This is a genomic window from Paraburkholderia sp. RL17-381-BIF-C (assembly GCF_046026435.1).
In the GTDB taxonomy this organism is placed as follows: Bacteria; Pseudomonadota; Gammaproteobacteria; order Burkholderiales; family Burkholderiaceae; genus Paraburkholderia.
In genome coordinates this window covers 58,115-78,834 of the sequence record NZ_JARESX010000024.1, presented here as the reverse complement: position 1 = coordinate 78,834, position 20,720 = coordinate 58,115, and the positions used below count along the sequence as shown (strand labels likewise).

Annotated in this window: 21 protein-coding genes and 1 riboswitch; of the genes, 19 read left to right on the top strand and 2 right to left on the bottom strand. The window is 65.3% G+C overall.

Features of this window, described 5'->3' with window-relative positions; translation table 11 throughout:
- Positions 1-216 precede the first annotated feature (216 nt).
- Positions 217-915 carry a DUF4136 domain-containing protein gene (locus P0D70_RS16950; RefSeq protein WP_408185363.1) on the top strand — a complete coding sequence of 233 codons (699 nt, stop codon included), beginning with the start codon at positions 217-219 and terminating at the stop codon, positions 913-915.
- Between the two features lie 223 nt (positions 916-1,138).
- Here P0D70_RS16950 and P0D70_RS16945 read toward each other — a convergent pair whose 3' ends face one another.
- Entirely contained in the window at positions 1,139-1,711 is a 573-nt protein-coding gene (locus P0D70_RS16945; protein WP_091799897.1) for a TMEM165/GDT1 family protein, read from the bottom strand.
- A gap of 11 nt (positions 1,712-1,722) precedes the next feature.
- Positions 1,723-1,939: riboswitch (yybP-ykoY riboswitch) on the bottom strand.
- 599 nt (positions 1,940-2,538) lie between these two features.
- Here P0D70_RS16945 and P0D70_RS16940 point away from each other — a divergent pair.
- From P0D70_RS16940 to P0D70_RS16855, 18 genes are all read left to right on the top strand, one after another.
- Entirely contained in the window at positions 2,539-3,321 is a 783-nt protein-coding gene (locus P0D70_RS16940) for a beta-ketoacyl synthase chain length factor (protein ID WP_408185362.1), read from the top strand.
- A complete protein-coding gene (locus P0D70_RS16935; protein WP_408185361.1) occupies positions 3,305-4,099 on the top strand; it encodes a lysophospholipid acyltransferase family protein in 795 nt (264 codons plus the stop codon). The genes P0D70_RS16940 and P0D70_RS16935 overlap by 17 nt, the downstream gene beginning before the upstream one ends.
- The gene (locus P0D70_RS16930) at positions 4,074-4,373 is read left to right on the top strand and encodes a phosphopantetheine-binding protein (RefSeq protein WP_091799903.1); all 300 of its coding nucleotides are present in this window, start codon (positions 4,074-4,076) and stop codon (positions 4,371-4,373) included. Before P0D70_RS16935 ends, P0D70_RS16930 begins: the two co-directional genes overlap by 26 nt.
- A 3-nt stretch (positions 4,374-4,376) precedes the next feature.
- Positions 4,377-4,628 (top strand): acyl carrier protein, encoded by a 252-nt coding sequence (locus P0D70_RS16925; RefSeq protein ID WP_007180827.1) that lies wholly within the window; start codon positions 4,377-4,379, stop codon positions 4,626-4,628.
- Positions 4,628-5,290, top strand: a complete 663-nt coding sequence (locus P0D70_RS16920; RefSeq protein WP_408185360.1) for a COG4648 family protein — start codon at positions 4,628-4,630, stop codon at positions 5,288-5,290. The genes P0D70_RS16925 and P0D70_RS16920 overlap by 1 nt, the downstream gene beginning before the upstream one ends.
- Positions 5,287-7,164 (top strand): ApeI family dehydratase, encoded by a 1,878-nt coding sequence (locus tag P0D70_RS16915; protein ID WP_408185359.1) that lies wholly within the window; start codon positions 5,287-5,289, stop codon positions 7,162-7,164. Before P0D70_RS16920 ends, P0D70_RS16915 begins: the two co-directional genes overlap by 4 nt.
- A complete protein-coding gene (locus tag P0D70_RS16910) occupies positions 7,164-8,888 on the top strand; it encodes a glycosyltransferase family 2 protein (protein ID WP_408185358.1) in 1,725 nt (574 codons plus the stop codon). Before P0D70_RS16915 ends, P0D70_RS16910 begins: the two co-directional genes overlap by 1 nt.
- On the top strand, positions 8,875-10,470 hold the full coding sequence (locus tag P0D70_RS16905) for an HAL/PAL/TAL family ammonia-lyase (protein WP_408185357.1): 1,596 nt from the start codon (positions 8,875-8,877) through the stop codon (positions 10,468-10,470). Before P0D70_RS16910 ends, P0D70_RS16905 begins: the two co-directional genes overlap by 14 nt.
- Complete coding sequence (locus P0D70_RS16900; protein ID WP_408185356.1) at positions 10,467-10,898, top strand: acyl-CoA thioesterase; 432 nt, start codon at positions 10,467-10,469, stop codon at positions 10,896-10,898. Before P0D70_RS16905 ends, P0D70_RS16900 begins: the two co-directional genes overlap by 4 nt.
- Positions 10,886-11,587, top strand: coding sequence for a LolA family protein (locus tag P0D70_RS16895; RefSeq protein WP_408185355.1), 702 nt, complete (start codon positions 10,886-10,888; stop codon positions 11,585-11,587). The genes P0D70_RS16900 and P0D70_RS16895 overlap by 13 nt, the downstream gene beginning before the upstream one ends.
- A complete protein-coding gene (locus tag P0D70_RS16890) occupies positions 11,587-13,995 on the top strand; it encodes an MMPL family transporter (RefSeq protein ID WP_408185354.1) in 2,409 nt (802 codons plus the stop codon). The genes P0D70_RS16895 and P0D70_RS16890 overlap by 1 nt, the downstream gene beginning before the upstream one ends.
- Positions 13,992-15,173 (top strand): beta-ketoacyl-[acyl-carrier-protein] synthase family protein, encoded by a 1,182-nt coding sequence (locus P0D70_RS16885; protein ID WP_408185353.1) that lies wholly within the window; start codon positions 13,992-13,994, stop codon positions 15,171-15,173. Before P0D70_RS16890 ends, P0D70_RS16885 begins: the two co-directional genes overlap by 4 nt.
- Before the next feature lie 20 nt (positions 15,174-15,193).
- Positions 15,194-15,679: a hotdog family protein gene (locus P0D70_RS16880; protein WP_459252446.1), complete on the top strand. Its 486-nt coding sequence runs from the start codon at positions 15,194-15,196 to the stop codon at positions 15,677-15,679.
- Positions 15,676-16,401 carry a 3-ketoacyl-ACP reductase FabG2 gene (locus tag P0D70_RS16875; protein ID WP_408185351.1) on the top strand — a complete coding sequence of 242 codons (726 nt, stop codon included), beginning with the start codon at positions 15,676-15,678 and terminating at the stop codon, positions 16,399-16,401. The genes P0D70_RS16880 and P0D70_RS16875 overlap by 4 nt, the downstream gene beginning before the upstream one ends.
- A complete protein-coding gene (locus P0D70_RS16870; RefSeq protein ID WP_408185350.1) occupies positions 16,401-17,627 on the top strand; it encodes a beta-ketoacyl-ACP synthase in 1,227 nt (408 codons plus the stop codon). Before P0D70_RS16875 ends, P0D70_RS16870 begins: the two co-directional genes overlap by 1 nt.
- A complete protein-coding gene (locus P0D70_RS16865; protein ID WP_408185349.1) occupies positions 17,624-18,865 on the top strand; it encodes a beta-ketoacyl-[acyl-carrier-protein] synthase family protein in 1,242 nt (413 codons plus the stop codon). Before P0D70_RS16870 ends, P0D70_RS16865 begins: the two co-directional genes overlap by 4 nt.
- Before the next feature lie 36 nt (positions 18,866-18,901).
- Positions 18,902-19,324 (top strand): signal peptidase, encoded by a 423-nt coding sequence (locus tag P0D70_RS16860; protein WP_091799937.1) that lies wholly within the window; start codon positions 18,902-18,904, stop codon positions 19,322-19,324.
- 62 nt (positions 19,325-19,386) lie between these two features.
- Positions 19,387-19,830 (top strand): excinuclease ABC subunit A, encoded by a 444-nt coding sequence (locus P0D70_RS16855; protein WP_408185348.1) that lies wholly within the window; start codon positions 19,387-19,389, stop codon positions 19,828-19,830.
- Between the two features lie 143 nt (positions 19,831-19,973).
- Here the strand turns inward: P0D70_RS16855 and P0D70_RS16850 are convergent, their stop codons facing one another.
- Positions 19,974-20,702 (bottom strand): class I SAM-dependent methyltransferase, encoded by a 729-nt coding sequence (locus P0D70_RS16850; RefSeq protein WP_408185347.1) that lies wholly within the window; start codon positions 20,700-20,702, stop codon positions 19,974-19,976.
- Positions 20,703-20,720: the final 18 nt, after the last annotated feature.

Sequence of the window (20,720 nt, the reverse complement as noted above, 5' to 3'; positions counted from 1 at the left end):
GTGTTGGAACTCGAGTCGGCAGGCGCGCTTCTGGCGTGCGAGCCGGGCATGTCGAGCCATTGTACAAAGCCTCGGCAAATTGTGCGGAGCGAACTTTTTACCGAATCTACTGGTCAGCGTATTATCGGGCGCCCGCGTGATGAAAAAGCCTGCGCGCCTACGGGGCCGGTCATGACGGACAATACAGAGACATTGAGAAGCTTCACGAGGTAGACCATGAAATTCGATCGATGGACCCGCCGCGTCGCGCTGCTGCTAGCCGCGCTGACGGTGCTGCTTTCCGGCTGCACGACCTACGTGACCACTCAGGTCACGGCCTTCTCCGACTGGAGCGGCAACGACGCCACCCGCACCTATGCATTCACGCGCGCCGCGGACCAGCAGAACAATCTCGAACTGAGCACCTACGAGCGGTTTGTCGCGAATGAACTCGCCACGCATGCTTTCCGCCAGGTCGATAGCGGCCAGGCGCGTTATCTGGTCGGACTGTCGTACGGCATCCGTTCGGATATGGTGACGGTCGCGGAGCCGGTGTATTACAACCCCTGGCCCGCGCCGTATTGGGGCCGGCCATTCGATCCTTGGGGTCCGTGGGGACCGTTTCCCACTACGTATGTGAACCAGAGCTATCCGATCTTCACGCATCTGCTGGGCATACGGATCACCGAGCGGGCAACCGGCAAAGAGGTGTACAACGTGACGGCGCGCAATTCGGGAGGCGAGTCGTCGCTCGTGCGGGCCATGCCGTATCTGGCGCGTAGCGCGCTGGCCGATTTTCCGCTCGGTAACGGCGCCGTCCACACGGTGAAGATTCCGCTCGACAAGAACGGCGGCGCATCGAACGAAATCGCCGCTACCGGCGCCGCGCCCGCGGCCGCGCCGGCTCCGGCGTCTGGCGCGAAAGTCATTCAGTAGTTCATGCCGAGTGGCGGCGCGCGGCGGCGCGAAGGCCGGCAGTGAACAAGACAAACGGCCCGGCAGGTCATCCTGCCGGGCCGTTTGTTTGGCTGATGCCAAGCCAAGCCAATTGCGAAGCGCGAAGCGCCCGCCAAGCGCCAGGAACTGCCAGCCGGCCGCACCACGAACACCGACCAGGCGCCGACTGAACGCCGACCTAAGCGCCGACCTAAGCGCCGACCTAAACGCCCACGCCGAACAGCGCCATCGTCCCGAGAATCACGAACATCACCGCCGCGATGCCGTGCACGAGTTTGGTCGGCAGCCGATGCGCGAAACGGTCGCCGAGCAGGATCGCGGGCACGTTGGCGATCATCATGCCGAGCGTGGTGCCCGCCACCACGCCGAAGAAGTCGTGAAAACGCGCGGCGAGGGCCACCGTGGCGATCTGCGTCTTGTCGCCCATTTCCGCGAGAAAGAACGTCACCACGGTCGCGCCGAACACGCCGAAGTGCGTGCGGCTGGTATTGGCCTCGTCGTCGTCGAGCTTGTCCGGAACGAGAATCCACAGCCCCATGCCGATGAACGATACGGCCAGTGCCCAGCGCATGATGGTCGGCGTGAGCAGAGAGCCGAGCCAGGCGCCGAGTGCGCCCGCGCAGGCATGATTGACGAGCGTGGCGACGAGCACGCCGAGAATGATCGGCAGCGGCTTGCGATAGCGTGCCGCGAGGACGAGCGAAAGCAATTGCGTCTTGTCGCCGATCTCGGCGAGCGCGACTGCTCCGGTCGAAATGAGAAAAGCGTGATCCACGTTGTGTCGATTCCCCGGGCCGAGAGATGAACGAGCGACGACCCACGACACGCCGGGCCCTGTTGCGGCGGTGTGTGGATCATCGGTCTCGCCAGGCCAGAGGCTGCGGCTGCCATGGCCGTGCAGGCCAAGTCTGTTGACAGGCGCCCCCGCGAACCACACGTGCGACGCACCCGATGACAGCGGTGCGCACGTGCCGCGAGGCGGCTACTCCCCAATGAGGGACGGAGTATAACAGGCATGGCGCCAGCCGATAATCGACTCCGTCAGCCGCGGACGCCATTGCATCTCCCAAATGGCGGGCTTGAGATAGGGCAGGCGTCGTCGACCGGTTATAAGGTCGGCAGTTGCCGACACGGAAACCTTCCAATCTGAAACATTGTTTAAGAAAGTTAGTTGAAAGTAATGATGTAATTCCGCGAAATGCTTCTGTGCTCGTGTCGACCGCAACCCGTGTCGCGAGCGGCTTTTGCACCTGGCCGCGCAACCGGAAATCGCGCCGCAGGCGCGCGCAACGGGTTTTTGGCGGGGCGTCGCTCGATAGATACGGATACAGATGGATACGTCTTTTGTGGCTGATTTATCCCAGAATATTCAGTATGATTCGGCGACCTTAGGGCGCCTGAGGCCATCCTCCAGACAAATCGGCGAGGGTGCCTAAATAAACGGGGCCATGTGCCGTTAAATCGCTGAACCCTATATAAGATCAGACGATTGGATCGACCCCGGCTGGAGATTGCCGGTCCGCGCGGCGCGTACACGCTGTGACGGTGCCGTATTCCGTCAGGCGCTTCAGCCTCTCCTCGCTTCTACGCGCGAACACCGATATGCCCGATCTGCACTGGACCGTTCCGGTCGCTCGCTGGTCTAGCTGGCCTGCTGCCGCATCTGCCGCACCCGATATCGGCTTCATCGAGCCGATCGTGCGGCGCCGTCTGAGCACTCTGTCCAGAGTGGCGCTGAAGGTGGCGCACGACTGTGTCGCCCAGAACGCTGCGCGGGTCGTTTTCGCGTCGCGCCACGGCGAACTGCGTCGCACCACGGATATCCTGCGCGCCATTAGTGCGGGCGAGCCGGTGTCGCCTACCGCTTTCAGCCTGTCGGTGCTCAATGCCATGACCGGCGTGTTCGGTATTGCGCGTGGCGACCGGTCGGCAGCGAGTGCGATTTCGGCCGGCGCGGAAACGCTCGGTTACGCGCTGCTGGAAGCGCACGCACAGTACGCCACCCAGCCGGATTCGCCGATGCTGCTGGTCTATGCGGACGAACCGGCCGACCCGGCTTACGGCACGATCGAAGACGAAGTGCCGGGCGGCGCGATCGCGATCCTGCTCGATAGCGAAACGGTGACGGGCGAATTGGCGTGTGTCGTTTCCCGCGCTGATCTGCGGGAATCCCCGCCGGTGAGTCAAACCACCGCGGCCGAAGGCCGAGTGGGCGAGCGGGAATCCGCGCCGGCGAGCGAACCTGCGGCAAGCGAGGGCAACTCGCCGACCGTTTTCGCGACCCAGAGCCAGGCCGTGCAGCACTGTCTGGAAACCGGCCTGCCCGCCGCGTGGCAAGGCGCCTGCGCCACGTGGCATTGGAGTTGGCATGATCGCGCGGCTTGATTATTGCTGGCGATTCTGCGCGACCGGCATGGCCTTCGTGATGTTCGGCGTATGCGGCGTGCTGTTCTCGGTGGTGGTGTTTCCGCTTGCGTGGGTGTGGCCGCACCGTGCATCGCGCCAGTTCGCGGTGACGAGCGTGATTCACTGGTTTTTCCGCGCGCTGGTCGCGGTGTTGCAGCGCATCGGCGTGATGGAACTCGAAGTGTCGGGCGTGCAGGCGTTGCGCGCAGAGGGGCCGGCGATCGTGGTCGCCAACCACCCGACTTATCTCGACGTGATGGTGCTCCTGTCGCTCACGCCGCATGCCTGCTGCGTGGTGAAAAACGCGCACTGGAGCAACCCGTGTTTCTGGGGCATCGTGCGTTCGGCGGAGTACGTCAGCAATGCCGACCCCGCGGAGCTCGTCGAGGCCGGCGCGAAGCAGCTGGCCGCAGGCTATACGATGATCATTTTCCCGGAAGGCACGCGCAGTCCCGGGCCGAACCGGCTGCACGCTTTTTCGCGCGGTTTCGCGCACATGGCGCTGAAAGTCGGCGCTCCCATCGTCCCGGTGCTGATGGATTGCGACCCGCCCGCATTCACCAAGCAGATGCGCTGGTACGACGTGCCGGCACGCGCGTTCAGAATGCGCGTGAACGTGCTCGAGCCGCTCGGCCTCGATCAGCTCGCGGCCCATGACACTCCACCGGCTCTCGCGGCGCGCAGCGTGACGAGCGCCGTCGAAGCACACATTACTCAGCACCTGTTCGATTATGGATTCTTTAAAACTGGAAATTAAACAGCTTCTGATCGAAGCGCTCGATCTGGAAGACCTGAGCCCGGCCGATATCGACGACGATGCACCGTTGTTCGATACCGACGGCATCGGTCTCGATTCGATCGACGCGCTCGAAATCGGCATCGTGCTGCGCAAACAATACCAACTGACCATCGCAGCGAACGACGAACGCACGCGCGAACACTTCCGCTCGATCAGCACGCTGGCCGCGCTGGTGGCGAGCCAACGCGAAGCGACGCACGCTGTGAACGAAACAACCAGAAAGGGGGAGTAAATCGTGTCCGAGGCAGAGATTCTGGAGCGCATCCGCGCTATCTTCAAAGAGAACTTCGCGATCGAGCCCGAGCGTGTCACGCCCGAAGCGCATCTGTTCGAGGACCTCGATCTCGACAGCATCGACGCTGTCGACCTCGCGATCAAACTGCAGGAAATGACCGGACGCCGCATCAAGCCGGAAGAGTTCAAGTCGGTGCGCACCGTCGGCGACGTGATCGGCGCGGTCGAGTCCCTGCTCGCGGCACAAGGCTGATGTCCGTCGCGCGCTCGCGAACGCAAGCGGCGGCGCGGCGGGCCGACGAAGCCTCGCCCGGCGCCGGGCGCCACTTCGGCAAAACCGTCGTGCAGGTGCTGTTGAAGCTCGCGTACCCCGCGCTGATCCTGTGCGCGTGGCGCTGGGACACGCCGCGCTACGTCGGCTGCATGCTGTTTGCGATTCTCTGGCTGCAGCGCTGGGCCGGTAGCGGCCCGGTCGCGACTTCGCTGCGGCGGCTCTCCACGATCGACTGGAGCGTGGTCGGTCTGCTGAGCTGTGCGTCGGCGGCGATCGTGCTGACCAATAGCGAATTGCTGTTGCGTCTGTATCCGTCGCTCGTCAATCTGGGCCTGTTGATCGCGTTTGGCGCGACGCTCGTGCGCGGGCCGTCCATGATCGAAAAATTCGCGCGCCTCGGCAATCCGGATCTGCCACCGGGCGCGGTGCACCATACGCGGCGCGTGACACAGGTGTGGTGTGCGTTCTTCGTGCTGAACGGCGTGTTTTCCGCCTATACCGCGCTGTATTGGAGCCGTGCGAACTGGTCGCTGTATAACGGAGCGATTGCTTATGGGCTGATCGGCGTGCTGCTGGTGGCCGAGGTGATCTGGCGTTACCTGGTCGTGCTGCCGCGTGCCGCGCGTTCGGAGGCGGCATGATCGCGTTGCATGATCTGTTGTCGGTGGTTCATGAGAGCGCCGCGTTGCAGGTGCCCGTATGCCGCGATGGCGCCAAGGTTTTCGATCGCGCGGCGTTTCGCGCGCGCGTCGCCGTGTTGATCGCGCTCGTGCAAACGCAGGGCGCGCAACGCTACGCACTCTGTATCGACGATCCGTTCGATTTCGCCTGCGCGCTTTTCGCGCTGCTCGCGTGCGGCAAGGAGCCGGTGATTCCGGCCAACTCGACGCCAGGCTATCTCGCCGATCTCGCCGATGCGTACGACGTGGTGCTGACGGACGCGGATTTGCCGCTGTTCGAGCTTTTGGCCGGAGCCAACCTCGGTGTCAACGCCGAAGCTGAAGTCGACACCGACCTCGATACGTTGGCCCGCGTCAATGCAGCCGCGGCGGAGCACGCCGGAGTCGCCACTGACACTGGCATTGGAAACGCCCAGGCAGCCTCAGAGCACGCCGCAGCCGCTACCGGCACTGCAAACGCCCAGGCAGCCTCGGCGCACACGTCTCGCGCCGCTCTCACGATCGACCCGCAAGCCCCGCTCACGCTCTACACCTCCGGCAGCAGCGGCCGCCCCAAGCCGATCCGCAAGACGCTCGCGCAGTTCAACGCCGAAGTGCACACGCTGGAACAGCAGTGGGGCGCGTTGATCGGCGACGCGACGATGCTCGCGAGCGTGCCCCATCACCACATTTACGGTTTGCTATTTCGCGTGTTGTGGCCGCTTGCTGCCGGCCGCGCGTTCGACCGTGCGATCAGCATCGAGCCGTTGCATCTGCAAACGCAGATCGAACAATGCGGCGCGGCGGTGATCGTCTCGACACCGGCGCAATTGTCTCGCTGGCCCGCCTTGCCTGGCTTCGCGGACTTGACGCCGGCGCCGCGCGCGGTCTTTTCATCGGGCGGCCCGCTGGCGTTTGAAGCCGCGCAGGAATATGCCGCGGCTTATGGCGCCGCGCCGCTCGAAGTCTACGGCAGCACGGAAACCGGTGGCATAGCGTGGCGGCGCCAGGATCAGACAGATGCCTGGCAACCGCTAGCCGGCATCGCAGTGCGCCGCGACGAAGACGGTGCGCTGAACGTCCGCTCACCGCATCTCGATCACGCCGGCTGGCATCGTACCGACGACAGGATCGCCTTCGACGCCGATGGCCGTTTCCGTCTGCAAGGCCGGCTCGACCGCGTGCTCAAGCTCGACGGCAAGCGCGTGTCGTTGCCGGAACTGGAAGCGCGCCTCGCGCTGCATCCGTATGTGGCGCAAGCGGCGATCGTGCCGCTCGCCGGCGCCTCGCGCGAGCGCGTCGGCGCCGTCGTAGCGCTGACGGAAGCGGGCGGTGCGGCGCTGCGCGACGAAGGCCGCGTGGCGCTCGCCAAGATCCTGCGCCGACATCTCGCCGAATACTTCGACGTGGTGGTGCTGCCGCGCCACTGGCGTTTTCGGGTCACGCTGCCGTTCGACGCGCGCGGCAAACTGCCGGTGGCCGCCGTGGCGGCCGCGTTCGAACCGCGTAGCGAAGGCGTCGAGGTGCTGGCCGAAGCGCGCAGCGGCGACACACTGCATTACGAGTTGCGCGTGCCGCCCACGCTCGCGCATTTCGCCGGCCACTTTCCCGGCCTGCCGATTCTGCCCGGCGTCGTTCAGGTCGACTGGGCCGTGCGCCTCGCCGCCGACCACTTGCCGGCCGTGCGGGCGGTGGCATCGATCGACCGTCTGAAGTTCATGGCGCCGGTTTCTCCAGGCGCTGTGCTCGCGCTCACGCTCGCTCACGACGCGGCTCGTCGGCGCCTGCAGTTTGCATACCGCGCGAACGGTCGCGAATGCGCGTCTGGTGTGATCGTCTACGGGGCGCCGGCGTGATGACCTTCTCCCCATGCATCGTCATTCCGATCTACAACCATAAGGACGCGATCGGCGCGACCGTCGCTCATCTCGCGGTTCACGGCCTGCCGTTTTTCGTCGTCGACGACGGTAGCGACGAGGCCACCCAGCAAGTGCTCGCCGCGCTCGCGCAGCAATACGCGGGGCGGTTCACGCTGCTGCGGCTGCCGGTCAACGGCGGCAAGGGCGCGGCGGTGATGGCGGGGCTGCGCGCCGCGCGCGAGGCCGGCTACACGCACGCGCTGCAGATCGACGCCGACGGCCAGCACGACGCGACCGACGTGCCCCGTTTCATCGAGGCTGCGCGCGCCGATCCGGGCGCGGTGATTCTCGGCCGGCCAATCTATGACGAGAGCGTGCCGAAAGCGCGTCTCTACGGCCGTTATCTCACGCATGTGTGGGTGTGGATCGAAACGCTTTCGCTGACCATCCGCGATTCGATGTGCGGCTTTCGGCTCTATCCGCTGGCGCTGGCCTGCAATCTGATCGACAGCGTGCGGCTGCCCACGCGCATGGACTTCGACATCGAGATCCTCGTGCGTCTGTACTGGCGGCGCGCCGCGTTCCGTTCGATTCCGACGCGCGTCACCTACGCGAGCGACGGCGTCTCGCATTTCGACGTGCTGTGGGACAACGTGCGCATCAGCCGCAGCCATACGCGGCTCGTGTGCGGCATGCTGTGGCGTCTGCCGGTGCTGCTCGCGCACAAGCTGATGCCGCGTCGCGCGGCACTTGCGGATGGGCAGTGCAAAGAAAATGACCAGGACTGGTGGCGTATCGCCGAACGCGGCAGCCATCTGGGCATGTCGTTGCTCGCGCTCAGTTGCAAGCTCTTCGGCCGACGTTTCACCGCGCTCTGGCTGCACCCGATCGTCGCGTATTTTCTGCTGACGGGCCGCGCCGCGCGCGAGGCCTCCAGCAACTACTTCAGGCATCTCGGCAAGACCGCGCCGCAGGGCGACACGCCGCGTCCCGGCTGGTTGTCCGCGTACCGCCATATGCTGGCGTTCGCGCAATCGGGCTTCGACAAGCTCGCCGCGTGGTCGGGCCGCGTCAACAATGCAGACGTCAAGTTCGAAGATCCTTCGGCGTTCGAAGCATTGGTGAAGAGCGGCAAGGGCGCGCTCGTGATCGGCGCGCATCTCGGCAATCTGGAGATGACCCGCGCGCTCGCCGCGCAGGGCGCCTATGCGAAGGTCACGGCGGTCGTCTATACGGAGCACGCGCGCCGCTTCAATAGCGTGCTGGCCTCGGCCAATAGCGAGTTCGCGAAACATCTGCTCGAAGTCAGCGACTTCGGACCCGAGACCGCGATGATGATGCAGGAGCGCGTCGACGCCGGTGAATTGCTGGTGATCGTCGGCGACCGCGTGCCCGCGCACGAAGCGGGCCGCACGACGGAGGCGCAATTTCTCGGCTCGACCGCGCCGTTCGCGCAAGGGCCCTATGTGCTCGCGCATGCGTTGGGTTGCCCGGTCTATCTGTTCTTCTGTCTGAAAGAGCACGACGGTTACCGCCTGTATTTCGAACCGTTCGCCGAGCGTATCGAGCTGCCGCGCCGCGAACGCGCGCAGCATCTCGCCGCGTGGGCGCAGCGCTATGCCGTGCGGCTCGAACATTATTGCCGCAAGGCACCTTATCAATGGTTCAACTTCTTCGATTTCTGGGCCAGCCCCAAGCGAGGCGCAAATGGCCGAACATGATCTGATCGATGTGCCGAATGCGGGCGCCAACGTGAACAAGGCGGCGGTCGTCATAGGCGGTCGCAAGCTGACGATCGAAGAGGTCGTCGCGATCGCGCAGCATCGCACGCCGGTTGCGTTGAGCGCCGATCCGGCGTGGCGCGCGCGCATCCAGCGCGGCGCGGATTTTCTGCGCCGGCATCTGGCCGCGGGCGCGACCGTGTACGGCGTGAACACCGGTTACGGCGACGCCTGCGTGGTCGACGTGCCGATGGAGCTGGTCGAAGCGTTGCCGCTGCAACTCACGCGTTATCACGGCTGCGGGATGGGCCAGTATCTCGACGACGCGCAAACGCTCGCGGTGATCGCCGCGCGGCTCAACTCGCTTGCTTATGGTTTTTCCGGCGTGCGTCCGGTGTTGCTCGAACGTCTGGCCGATCTGGTCAATCATCGTGTGTTGCCGCGCATTCCGTCGGAAGGCTCGGTCGGCGCGAGCGGCGATCTCACGCCGCTCTCGTATTTGGCCGCCGCGCTCGCGGGCGAACGCGACGTGATGTTCGAAGGGCAGTTGCGCAATGTGCGCGAGGTGTGGAGCGAACTCGGCCACACGCCGCTCACGCTCGCGCCAAAAGAAGGGCTCGCGCTGATGAACGGCACCGCCGTGATGACCGGTCTCGCCTGTCTCGCGTTTGCGCGCGCCGATCATCTCACGCGGCTGACCGCGCGGCTGACGGCGCTGTGCACGGTCGCACTCGACGGCCGTGCCGCGCATTTCGACGCGATGCTCTTCGAAGTGAAGCCGCACGCCGGCCAGGCCGAAGCGGCGGCATGGATCCGCGACGATCTGTCCGGGCGCGACGACACGCCGGGTCACCGTCTGCAGGATCGCTATTCGATTCGCTGCGCGCCGCATGTGATCGGCGTGGCGCGCGACGCGCTCTCGTGGGTGCGCCGCGATGTCGAGAACGAACTGAACAGCGCGAACGACAACCCGCTGATCGACCCGGACAATGAACGCGTGCTGCACGGCGGCAACTTCTACGGCGGCCATATTGCGTTCGCGATGGATTCGCTGAAGGTTGCGGTTGCCAATCTCGCCGATCTGATGGACCGGCAACTCGCGCTCCTCGTCGACGTCAATTTCAATAACGGCTTGCCGCGCAATCTGTCGGGCGCCACCTCCGCGCGCGCCCCGATCAATCACGGGTTCAAGGCGGTGCAGATTTCGTCGTCCGCATGGACCGCTGAAGCGTTGAAAAACACCATGCCCGCGAGCGTGTTCTCGCGCTCCACCGAGGCGCACAACCAGGACAAGGTCAGCATGGGCACGATTGCCGCGCGCGATTGTTTGCGCGTGCTGGAGTTGACCGAGCAGGTCGCCGCCGCGCATACGCTCGCAACGGTGCAAGCCGCCCGGTTGCGCTTGAAGATCGACAGCGGAACGCCGGTCCCCTCGCCGCTGCGAACGTTTATGGACAGCGTGAGCGCGCAGTCGCCATTCGTCGACGAAGATCGCGCACTGGAACACGAGCTGCGCGCGCTGACCGCGCGCATTGCCGCGTGCGATCTGCTGCAGGACTATCGCGGAGGATCGAACGCATGAGCGTTTCCGGCAAAGTGCTGAGTGCGAGCGCGACGGTGGAAGTGCCGTTCCATGACGTCGACGCGATGAACGTGTGCTGGCACGGGCATTATCTGAAGTACTTCGAAATCGGCCGCGCGGCGCTTCTGCGCGCGTTCGATTACGACTATCGCGAGATGCAGGCTTCGGGCTATTTGTGGCCGATCGTGGAAGCGCATCTGAAGTACGTACGGCCGGCCACTTACGGGCAGCAGATCGAAGTGCGCACGCAACTGCTCGAACACGAAAACCGCCTGAAAATAGGCTATGAAATCGTCGATTGCGTGTCTGGCACGCGATTGACCAAGGGCTACACGATCCAGGTCGCGGTCGACGCCGCCACGCAGGAGTTGCAGTTCGTCTCGCCGCCGGTCGTATTCGAGAAACTGGAGCGCGTATGGGGACGATGAAATTGCGCGCCGTGCTCGTCGGAGCATTGAGCGCATTGAGCGTGACGGGCGTCCTCTGCCTGTTCGCTGTGAGCGCGTGGACGCAGCCGGCCTTGGCAGCATCGACGACCCAGGCCGCGCCTGCCGCGGGCAACCCCGCACTCGTTTCGCAGATCGCCGCGCATCTCGCGCAAGCCAAGGGCGTGCGCGCGCAATTCACGCAGACGCAAACGCTCGCCGCGATGAAGCAGCCGCTCGTCAGCACCGGCTCGCTGCTATTTTTCCGCGAGCGCGGCGTGATCTGGCAGATCGACAAGCCCTACAAAGCCACCTATGTCATCACCGATGCCGGCGTCGCCGAAGTCGACGCCAACGGCCAGCGCGTCACGACTCACAGCGCACAGGGCACGCGCGGCGTCGCGCAAGTTTCGAAGATGATGCGCGCCATGCTCGGCGGCGATCTGTCGGCGCTCTACTCGCAATTCGACGTAGAGGCCCAAGGCAGCGCCGCGCAGTGGCGCATGCAACTGACGCCGAACCAGCCGCAGATCGCCCAGTCGATCAAAGGTCTGGCGATGAGCGGCGGCGACTATCTGCAGAGCTTGCGCATCACGCTGGCGAACGGCGACATCACCCAGCTCGACTTCACGAAGAGCGCGGCCGTGAGCGACCTCACCGCGGCTGAACGCGGCTTGCTCGGGGCGCCTTAATGGACATGCTGCAACAGCGGTCCACGAAACAGGCGTGGGGCATGCGCGCCGCGTGGCTGCTGCTCGCGCTCGTCGCGGCGCTGTATTGCGGTTGGCGGTTCGCCGGACCGTCGCCGCTGCAAACCAATCTGCTTGCGCTATTGCCCGCGACCGAGGCCGATCCCGTCGCGGAAAAGGCGGTCGATACGCTCGCGAGCGCGCTCGGCGACCGCACCGTTTTTCTCGTCACCAGCAACAACGACGCGCACGCGAAAGCCGCGGCGAAACAACTGGGCGCGGCGTTGCAAAAGAGCGGCGCGTTCGGTTCGGTGACGGCGGAGTTGCCGCCGTTCGATCTGTCGCAGATCGCGGCGCTGTATATGCCGTATCGATTCGGCTTGCTGGCGCCGACGGACCGCGCGGCATTGGCCGGTGGCGCGGCGGGCGCCACATTGCGCGACACGCTCGCCCAGCGCATCTATAGCCCGCTGCGCGGCGGACTGACCACACCGCTCGCCGACGATCCGTTCGGCTGGCTCGAACACTGGCTCGGTGGCCTGCCGCTCGCCACCTCGAATCTCGAACTCGAAGACAACATGCTGGTCGCGCATCAGGGCGCCGCCACCAGCGTGCTGATCGTCGCGACGCTGCCGGGTTCCGCCTACGAAACGAAGACGCAGCACGCCGTGCTCGCGGCGCTGGCCCAGGGCGAAAGCGCGTTGAAGCCGTCGTTCCCCGACGTCTCGGTGGCGCGGACCGGCGCCGTGTTTTACGCGGAAGCGGCGCGCAGTGCATCGGAACATGAAGTGCATCTGATCGGCATTGCTTCGCTGTGCGGCGTCGCACTCCTGATGATGTGGGTGTTCCGCTCGCCACGTCTGCTGCTGCTCGGCTTCGTCTCGACCGCGCTCGGCATTGTCTGCGCGCTGGCGGTGACGATGCTGGTGTTCGGCAAACTGCATCTGTTGACGCTGGTGTTCGGCGCGAGCCTGATTGGTGAGGCCGTCGACTATTCGATCCAGTACTTCGTGGTGTATCTCGGCGCGCAACGCGATTGGGACGCGCGGCGCGGCGCGCGCGCCGTGCGTCCCGCGTTGAGCGTGGCGCTCGCGACAAGCCTGCTCGGCTACGCGATCCTCGCCTGGGTGCCGTTTCCCGCGCTCAAGCAGATTGCCTGTTTCGCGATGGCGGGCATCACGACGGCCTTCGCGTCCGTGCTGTGGTTGCTGCCCGCGCTGCTCACTCGCGCGCCCAGACGCAGCCCCAAGCGCGTGTTCGCGGGCGCGGCGCGTGTGCTGACGGTGTGGCATCGCACGATCGGCGGCAAGCGGGCGTGGTTAGTGGCGGCGCTGCTGCTGTTGCTGGCGATTCCCGGCTGGCTGCGTCTAACCAGCGACGACGATATCCATCTGCTGATCCAGCGCGACCCGGCGCTCGTCGCGCAGGAAGACAAGGTGCGCGCGGCGGTCGGCGTGGATAACAGCGCGCAGTTTTTCGTGGTGCGCGGCGAGACGCCGGAGCTCGTGCTGCAGCGCGCCGAAGCGTTGGGCACGAAACTGGATGCGCTGAACGGCACGGCGAACAAGGTCGGCCGCTATCAGTCGGTCGCGCAATTCGTGCCGTCCGCGAAACGGCAGAATGAAGACCGCGCGTTGCTCGCGCAACACGTGTTCGACGAGCGCGCCGCATTGCGCGCCACACTCCTGCAAGCAGGCTTCAAGGACGAAGTTGCCGACGCGTGGCTCGCTGCGTATGCGAAACCGCAAGCCCCGCTGACGGTCGATACGTGGCTCGCGGCACCGTGGTCGCAACCGTACAAACACCTTTGGCTCGGCGAAGTCGACTCGTCGACGAAAGCCTATGCCGCTGTTGTCATTCCGCAAGGCGTGACGCCGCAGAACGAACCCGCGCTGATCGCGACGGCGCAGAGCTTGCCCGGCATCGTGTTCGTCGACAAGGCCGCCAGCGTGTCGAAACTGTTCGGCGCGTATCGCGTGGATAGCGGTTGGTGGCTCGGCGGCGCGCTAGCTCTCGTGCTCGTTCTGTTGATGCTGCGCTATCGCGTGCGCGGCGGCATCGCCGTGACTTTGCCGGTGCTGCTTGCCGTGGGCGTCACGCTCGCCGTATTCGGCTATGCGCGCGTACCGCTCAATCTGTTCAACTGGCTCGCGCTGATGCTCGTGCTCGGCGTGGGTGCAAACTATGCGGTGTTCCTGCGCGAAGGCTGCCAGCGCGCGGACGCCGATCTCGGCGCGGTGTGGACGGGGGTGTTGTTGTCTGCGGCCACCACGCTGTTGTCGTTCGGCATGCTCGGCATGAGCGCGATGCCCGCGCTGAAGAGTTTCGGCGCGACGCTCGCGCTCGGCATCGCGGTCTCGGTGCTGCTCGCGCCGATAGGCATGCCATCGGAATCAAGGAGGGCCGCATGAAGGCGCCATCAGTTTATTTGCACGCGCTCGGCATGATCAACGCGCTCGGCGGCGACCTCGACAGCATCGTGCCGGCGCTCGCCGCCGGTCATTCGCCGGGTATGGCGAATGCGCATACGGGAATCGGCGAGGCGTTCGTCGGTAGCGTGTTCACGCCGCTGGAGATGGCGCCGCGCGCCGAACTCGCCCGCTACGACTGCCGCAATAACCGCCTGCTGCTCGCCGCGCTGGCGCAGATCGCACCGGCCATCGACGCGGCCCGCGAGCGCTACGGCGCGCACCGCGTCGGCGTGGTGCTCGGCACCAGCACGTCGGGCATCGAAGCGGCCGAGGCCGCGTTCGTCTATCAGGCGCAGGCAGGCGATCTGCCGGCCAACTTCAACTACCGGCAAATGGAGATCGGCACGGCCGCGCCATTCGCCGCCGCCGCGCTCGGCCTGCGAGGTCCGGCGTTCACCATTTCGACCGCGTGCACGTCGAGCGCGAAGGCGTTTGCGTCGGCGCGCCGGCTGTTGCAATTGCACCTGTGCGACGCCGTCGTGGTGGGCGGAGTCGATTCGCTGTGCGAGTTGACGGTGCAGGGTTTCGCCTCGCTTGAATCGACCAGCGCCACGCGCACCAATCCGATGAGCCGCAATCGTTGCGGGATCAATGTCGGCGAAGGCGCGGCGGTGTTCCTCATGAGCCGCGATGAAGCGGCAGTGCGCCTCGCGGGCGTGGGCGAATCGAGCGACGCGCATCACATTTCCTCCCCGGACCCGCAGGGCGTGGGCGGCGAGATCGCGCTGCGCGCGGCGCTTGCCGAGGCGGGCGTCGAAGCGTCGGCGATCGGCTACGTGAATCTGCATGCCACTGCCACGCGCAAGAACGACGAGATGGAAGCCAACCTGATGTCGCGCGTTTTTCCCGGCGGCGTGGCGACGAGCGGCACCAAGCCGTTGACCGGCCACCAACTCGGCGCGGCGGGCGCCACCGAACTCGGCTTCGCGTGGCTGACGCTGGCGCGTGAGAACGTGGCGTTGCCGCGGCATCTGTGGGATGGCGAAGCCGATCCGTTATTACCGCTGCTGGATCTGGTCGAGAGCGAACGTTTCCTGCCGCGAAGCGGCGCGCAATACGTGATGAGCAATTCATTTGCTTTCGGCGGCAGCAACGTCAGCCTCGTTCTTGCCCGATGAGTTGCCCGATGAGTCACGCGATGAATCCGCCGCCCACCGTTGACGAACTGCTCCAGCAGCCGATCGAAGCGATCATCCCGCATCGCGGCACCATGTTGCTGATCGACGCCGTGGACACGTTCAGCGCAGAAACGCTGAGCGCGCGCGCCACGGTCCGCGCCGACGCGTGGTATGCCGATGCCGACGGCGCGATGCCCGCGTGGATCGGCATCGAGCTGATGGCGCAGGCCATCGCCGCGCACGTCGCATTGCTGGCCATGCGCGGCGGCGGCCGAGCGCGTCCCGGTGTACTGCTCGGCTCGCGCAGCTACAAGGCATTGCAACCGGCGTTCGCGGCCGGCGCGCACCTGTCGATCCACGTCACGGAACTGCTGCGCAGCGAAGAAGGCCACGGCGCATACGAATGCACGATCCGCCACGGCGACATGGATTGCGCCGAAGCGGTCATCAAGGTTTTTCAACCGCCCGATTTTCAGTCATTCATTGAAGGGAGTTTCAGTTCATGAGCCGGCGTGTTCTCGTTACCGGCGCAAGCCGCGGCATTGGCCGCGCGATTGCGTACAAGTTGGCCGCCGACGGCTTCGCGGTCTCCGTGCATTGCCGCACGGGACGCACCGAAGCCGACGCGGTTGCGACGGGCATCGCCGCGCAGGGCGGCACGGCGCGCGTGCTGCAATTCGATGTGCGCGAGCGCGCCGTATGCCGCGAAGTGCTCGAAGCGGACGTCGCGGCACAGGGTCCTTACTACGGCATCGTGTGCAGCGCGGGCGTGACCCGCGATGCCGCGTTCCCCGCGCTCACGGAAGAAGACTGGGACATCGTGATCGAAACCGGTCTCGATTCGTTCTATAACGTCGTCCATCCGTTGACCATGCCGATGGTGCGTGCCCGCAAGGGCGGCCGCATCGTCACGATCGCTTCGGTGTCCGGCGTGATGGGCAATCGCGGCCAGGTCAACTACAGCGCGGCGAAAGCCGGCCTGATCGGCGCGACCAAGGCGCTCGCCGTCGAACTGGCGTCGCGCAGCATCACCGTCAATTGCGTCGCGCCGGGTCTGATCGAAACCGGCATGCTCGACGACATGCCGCTCGAACAGGCGTTGAAGACGGTGCCGATGAACCGCGTCGGCCAGCCTGCCGAGGTGGCGTCCGTGGTCAGCTTCCTGATGTCGGATGCGGCCTCGTATGTCACGCGTCAGGTGATCGGCGTCAACGGCGGGATGATCTGATGAAGCGCGTCGTCATTACCGGCATGGGCGGCGTCACGGCGTTGGGCGATAGCTGGGACGTCATCGAAACGCGTTTGAGGAGCGGCGTGAACGCCGTGCGGCGCATGCCCGAGTGGGATTACTTCGAGTCGCTGCATACGCGCCTCGCGTGCCCGCTGCCGGACTTTACGACGCCCGCGCACTATCCGCGCAAGAAGACCCGCTCGATGGGCCCGGTCTCGATGTACTCGGTGCGCGCGAGCGAACTGGCGCTCGCCGACGCCGGCCTCGCCGACAATGCGCTCATCAGTGACGGCCGCATGGGTGTCGCCTATGGTTCGTCGTCGGGCTCGGTGCAGCCGATCCGCGCGTTCGGCACGATGCTCGAAACCGGCTCGATGGGCGACGTCACGTCGAACAGCTACGTGCAGATGATGCCGCACACCACCGCGGTCAATGTGAGCCTGTTCTGGGATCTGAAGGGGCGAATCATTCCGACCTCGTGCGCGTGCGCGTCGGGCAGCCAGGCCATCGGCTACGCGTATGAAGCGATCCAGACCGGCAAGCAGACGCTGATGCTGGCGGGCGGCGCGGAGGAACTGTCGGGCCCGGCGGTCGCCGTGTTCGACACGCTATACGCCACCAGCACGCGCAACGACGAGCCGCATCTCACGCCGCGTCCGTTCGACGCCGCGCGCGACGGCCTCGTGGTCGGCGAAGGCGCGGCCACGCTGGTGCTCGAAGAATACGAGCATGCGGTGGCGCGTGGGGCGCGCATTCACGCGGAGATTGTCGGCTTCGGCTGCAACTCGGACGGCGCGCATATGACGCAGCCCACCGCGGAAACCATGGCGCTCGCGATGCAACTCGCGCTCAAGGACGCCCAACTGCCGCCGGAAGCGATCGCGTACGTGAATGCGCATGGCACCTCGACGGATCGCGGCGATATCGCCGAAAGCCATGCGACCGCGCAAACCTTCGGCGCGCGCATGCCGATCAGTTCGCTCAAGAGCTATGTCGGCCACACGCTCGGCGCGTGCGGCGCGCTCGAAGCGTGGTGGACCATCGAGATGATGAAGCGCAACTGGTATGCGCCGACCTTGAATCTGACGAACGTCGATCCGGCTTGCGCACCGCTGGATTACATCGTCGGCACGGGTCGGGAGATCGATGCCGAGCATGTGATGAGCAACAATTTCGCATTCGGCGGCATCAACACGTCGCTGATTTTCAGGCGCGTTCGATGAGCGTGGCGCTGCAACGCGTGGTCGTGACCGGCATGGGGATCGTGTCGTGTCTCGGCAATACGCTCGACGAAGTGTCCGCTGCGCTGCGCGCAGGTCGCTCGCGTATCGAGCGGATCGATGCATGGCGTGAACGTGGTTTTGCCTCGCAGGTGGCGGGCGTGGCGTCGGTTGCGCGCGAGCCCCTGTTCGAGCGCAAGCTCGAACGCTTCATGGGCGAGACCGCGCGGTTCGCCTGCCATGCCGCGCGCAAAGCGATCAGCGACGCCGGGCTCGATGCCGCGGCATTGCGCTCGCCGCGCGCCGGCGCGGTGATTGGTTCGGGCGTCGGCACGATGTCCAGTTACGACGCGGCCGTGGCGATCGCGCAAGCTCGCGGCGTCGACAAGGTGCCGCCGTACACGGTGCCGCATGTTATGAGCAGCACCGCGTCGGCCAATGTCGCGCAGGTGTTCGGGCTCGAAGGGGTCAGCTATTCGCCGTCGTCGGCGTGCACAACGTCGGCGCTCGCGATCGGCCAGGCGATGCAACTGATTCAGACCGGCCGCCAGCAGATCGTACTGGCCGGCGGCAGCGAGTCGCTGCACGACAACACGACGTTGATGTTCGACGCAATGGGCGCGCTGTCGCGCCGCTTCAACGACACGCCCCAGCGCGCGTCACGTCCCTATGACACGGAGCGCGACGGTTTCGTGATCGCCTCGGGCGGCGGCGTGCTGGTGCTCGAAGCGCTCGATCACGCACTAGCACGCGGCGCGCGCATCTACGCGGAACTCACCGGATTCGGCGACTGCACGGATAGCGCGGGCATGGTCGCGCCGCGCGCGGCGGGGATCGCCCGCGCCATGAGCGGCGCGCTGAACGAAGCGGGCAAGCGGCCCGACTACGTCAACACGCACGCACCGTCTACTCCGCTTGGCGACCTCGAGGAGCTGCGCGCGTTGAACGAGGTGTTCGGCGCGGCGTTCGAGCGTGGCGTGCCGGCGTTTTCGTCGACGAAGGGCATGACCGGGCATCCGCTCGGCGCGAGCGGCGCCCACGAGGCGATCTACACGCTGCTGATGATGCGCGATGGCTTTATCGCGGGCACGGCGGAAGTCGACACGCCGGAGCCGGCAGTCGCCGACATGCCGCTCGTGCGTGCGACGCGCGAGGCGCGCATCGGCACGGCGATGTCGGTTTCATTCGGGTTCGGCGGCAGTTGCGCGAGCTTGATGTTCGAAGCATGGCAGGGCGGCTGAGACGGCCGCGACTTTAAAAAAACGAGGGCAAGAAAAATGAAAAGAACAGCTGTATTGGGTGCGCTGGCAGTGGTGATGTTGACGCAGGCGGGATGCGCCACGCAAGTGAAGTCGCTGCCGCTCGCGGCGGCCGGCGGTGAATCGCGCGGCAACGTGCCGGTGTATTTCGGCCAGCAGCCTCACCCGGCGGTCAGGACGCAATTGGGCGACGTGTCGTACTCGGTGCGGATCGCGCGCAAGGTCGCCGGTCCCGACGACGCCTGCCATGAAGCGCTCGCCGAAGCCGTGCGGAAGCTGCGCGCGGCGGCAAACGAACGCCACGCCAATGCCGTGATCGACGTGTCGACACGCTTCCATAGCAGCGAGAGCAATTCGTCGACCGACTTCACCTGCGGGGTCAGTCCTAGCGCGGCTGCGATTGCGGTGAAGGGGCAACTCGTCGTGCTGGAAGCGAACTGAGCCGAATCCGGATAGAACGCAATAAAACTCACCAGAGCAACAACAACGACCAGGGAGTCTGAATGAAACGCCATGTGCTGTTTGCCGCATTGTTCGCATCGTTTGCCACGTTGAGTGCCGCGCCGGCTTTTGCTCGCGACACGGTCAACTACTATCCGCTCGATCAGGCCTTGCAAAGCGAACCCGGCAAGGTGAGCGACGACATCGCGCTGTATTTCGCGGGTCAGCACCATCCGGCCGTCTCGAAGACGATGGGCGAGTTCGCCACCAACAAGAAGACCAACGCGTTCGGCAAGAGCGACTTGCAAGCGTGCCAGCACGTTTTCCTCTCGGCGGTGATCGAATTGCAGGAACGCGCGCGCAAGGAAGGCGGCAATGCGGTGATCAACATCAAGAGCAATTACAAGAACGAATTGCGTGAGAGCGCGACCGAGTACACCTGTGGCGCGGGCGCGGTGATCGCCGGCGTGGCGTTGACGGGTGAGGTGGTGACGTTGCGCAAGTAAGCGCGGATCCGTGCGCATCAGCATGAACTCACGCGAGAGGTAGCGAGAAAAAGCGGGAAGGCGGCGCAGTTGCCGCCGCTCCGCGCTGTTTTAAAGCACCGGGCTCGTGCCTTGCTGCATAACTGCCGGGTGCGTTGTAAGGCTTAGCCGGCTTTGATCGCCGCGACATTGACCAGCGTTTCACGACGCTTGCCGGGTTGCGGACGATACAGGCCGAGCCGTTCGAGTAGACCGAAGTCTTTCGCGCGGCTCCACCAGAGATAGGGCAGCGAGACGTTACGCTCGCTAAAGTTGAAGCCGCCGCGGCGGATCATGTCGAGGTAACCGTCAGCGCTTTTTTGCACCTGCATGGGATGACGGAACAGTAGCCGGATCACCCACGATTTGATGTACGCATCCGTGGATTCGGCGAACAGCAGAATGCCGCCGGGTTTGAGCACACGGCGGAACTCGGCGAGCGCGCGCTCCTGCTCGACGAGATGATGGAAAGTCTGATGGCAGAACACGATATCGGCGCTCGCGTCGGGCAACGGCAGCTTCGCGCAGTCGCCATGCAGCAGTTCGATATTGGCCAGTTTGTCGCGGCAGGCGCGGGCCGCGTGCGCGGCGAGCGTCAGCGAAGGCTCGTGGAAGTCGATGCCCACGATGCGGCGCGGCGCGAACGCGTCGGCGAGCAGACGGAAGGACAGACCCTGGCCGCAACCGGCGTCGACGATTACCGGCGCCTCGGGCGAGGGCGTGTCGATGAGACGTTTGAGGTCGTTGATCGCGACCCGCAGTACATGGTGTTCCCAGGTGTAGGTACGCAGGAACCAGTTCCCGAAAGCCGTTTCCGGCACGTAAGGGACACGGGATGATTCAGATGGCGACACGCTGGGCTCCCCGGCGAA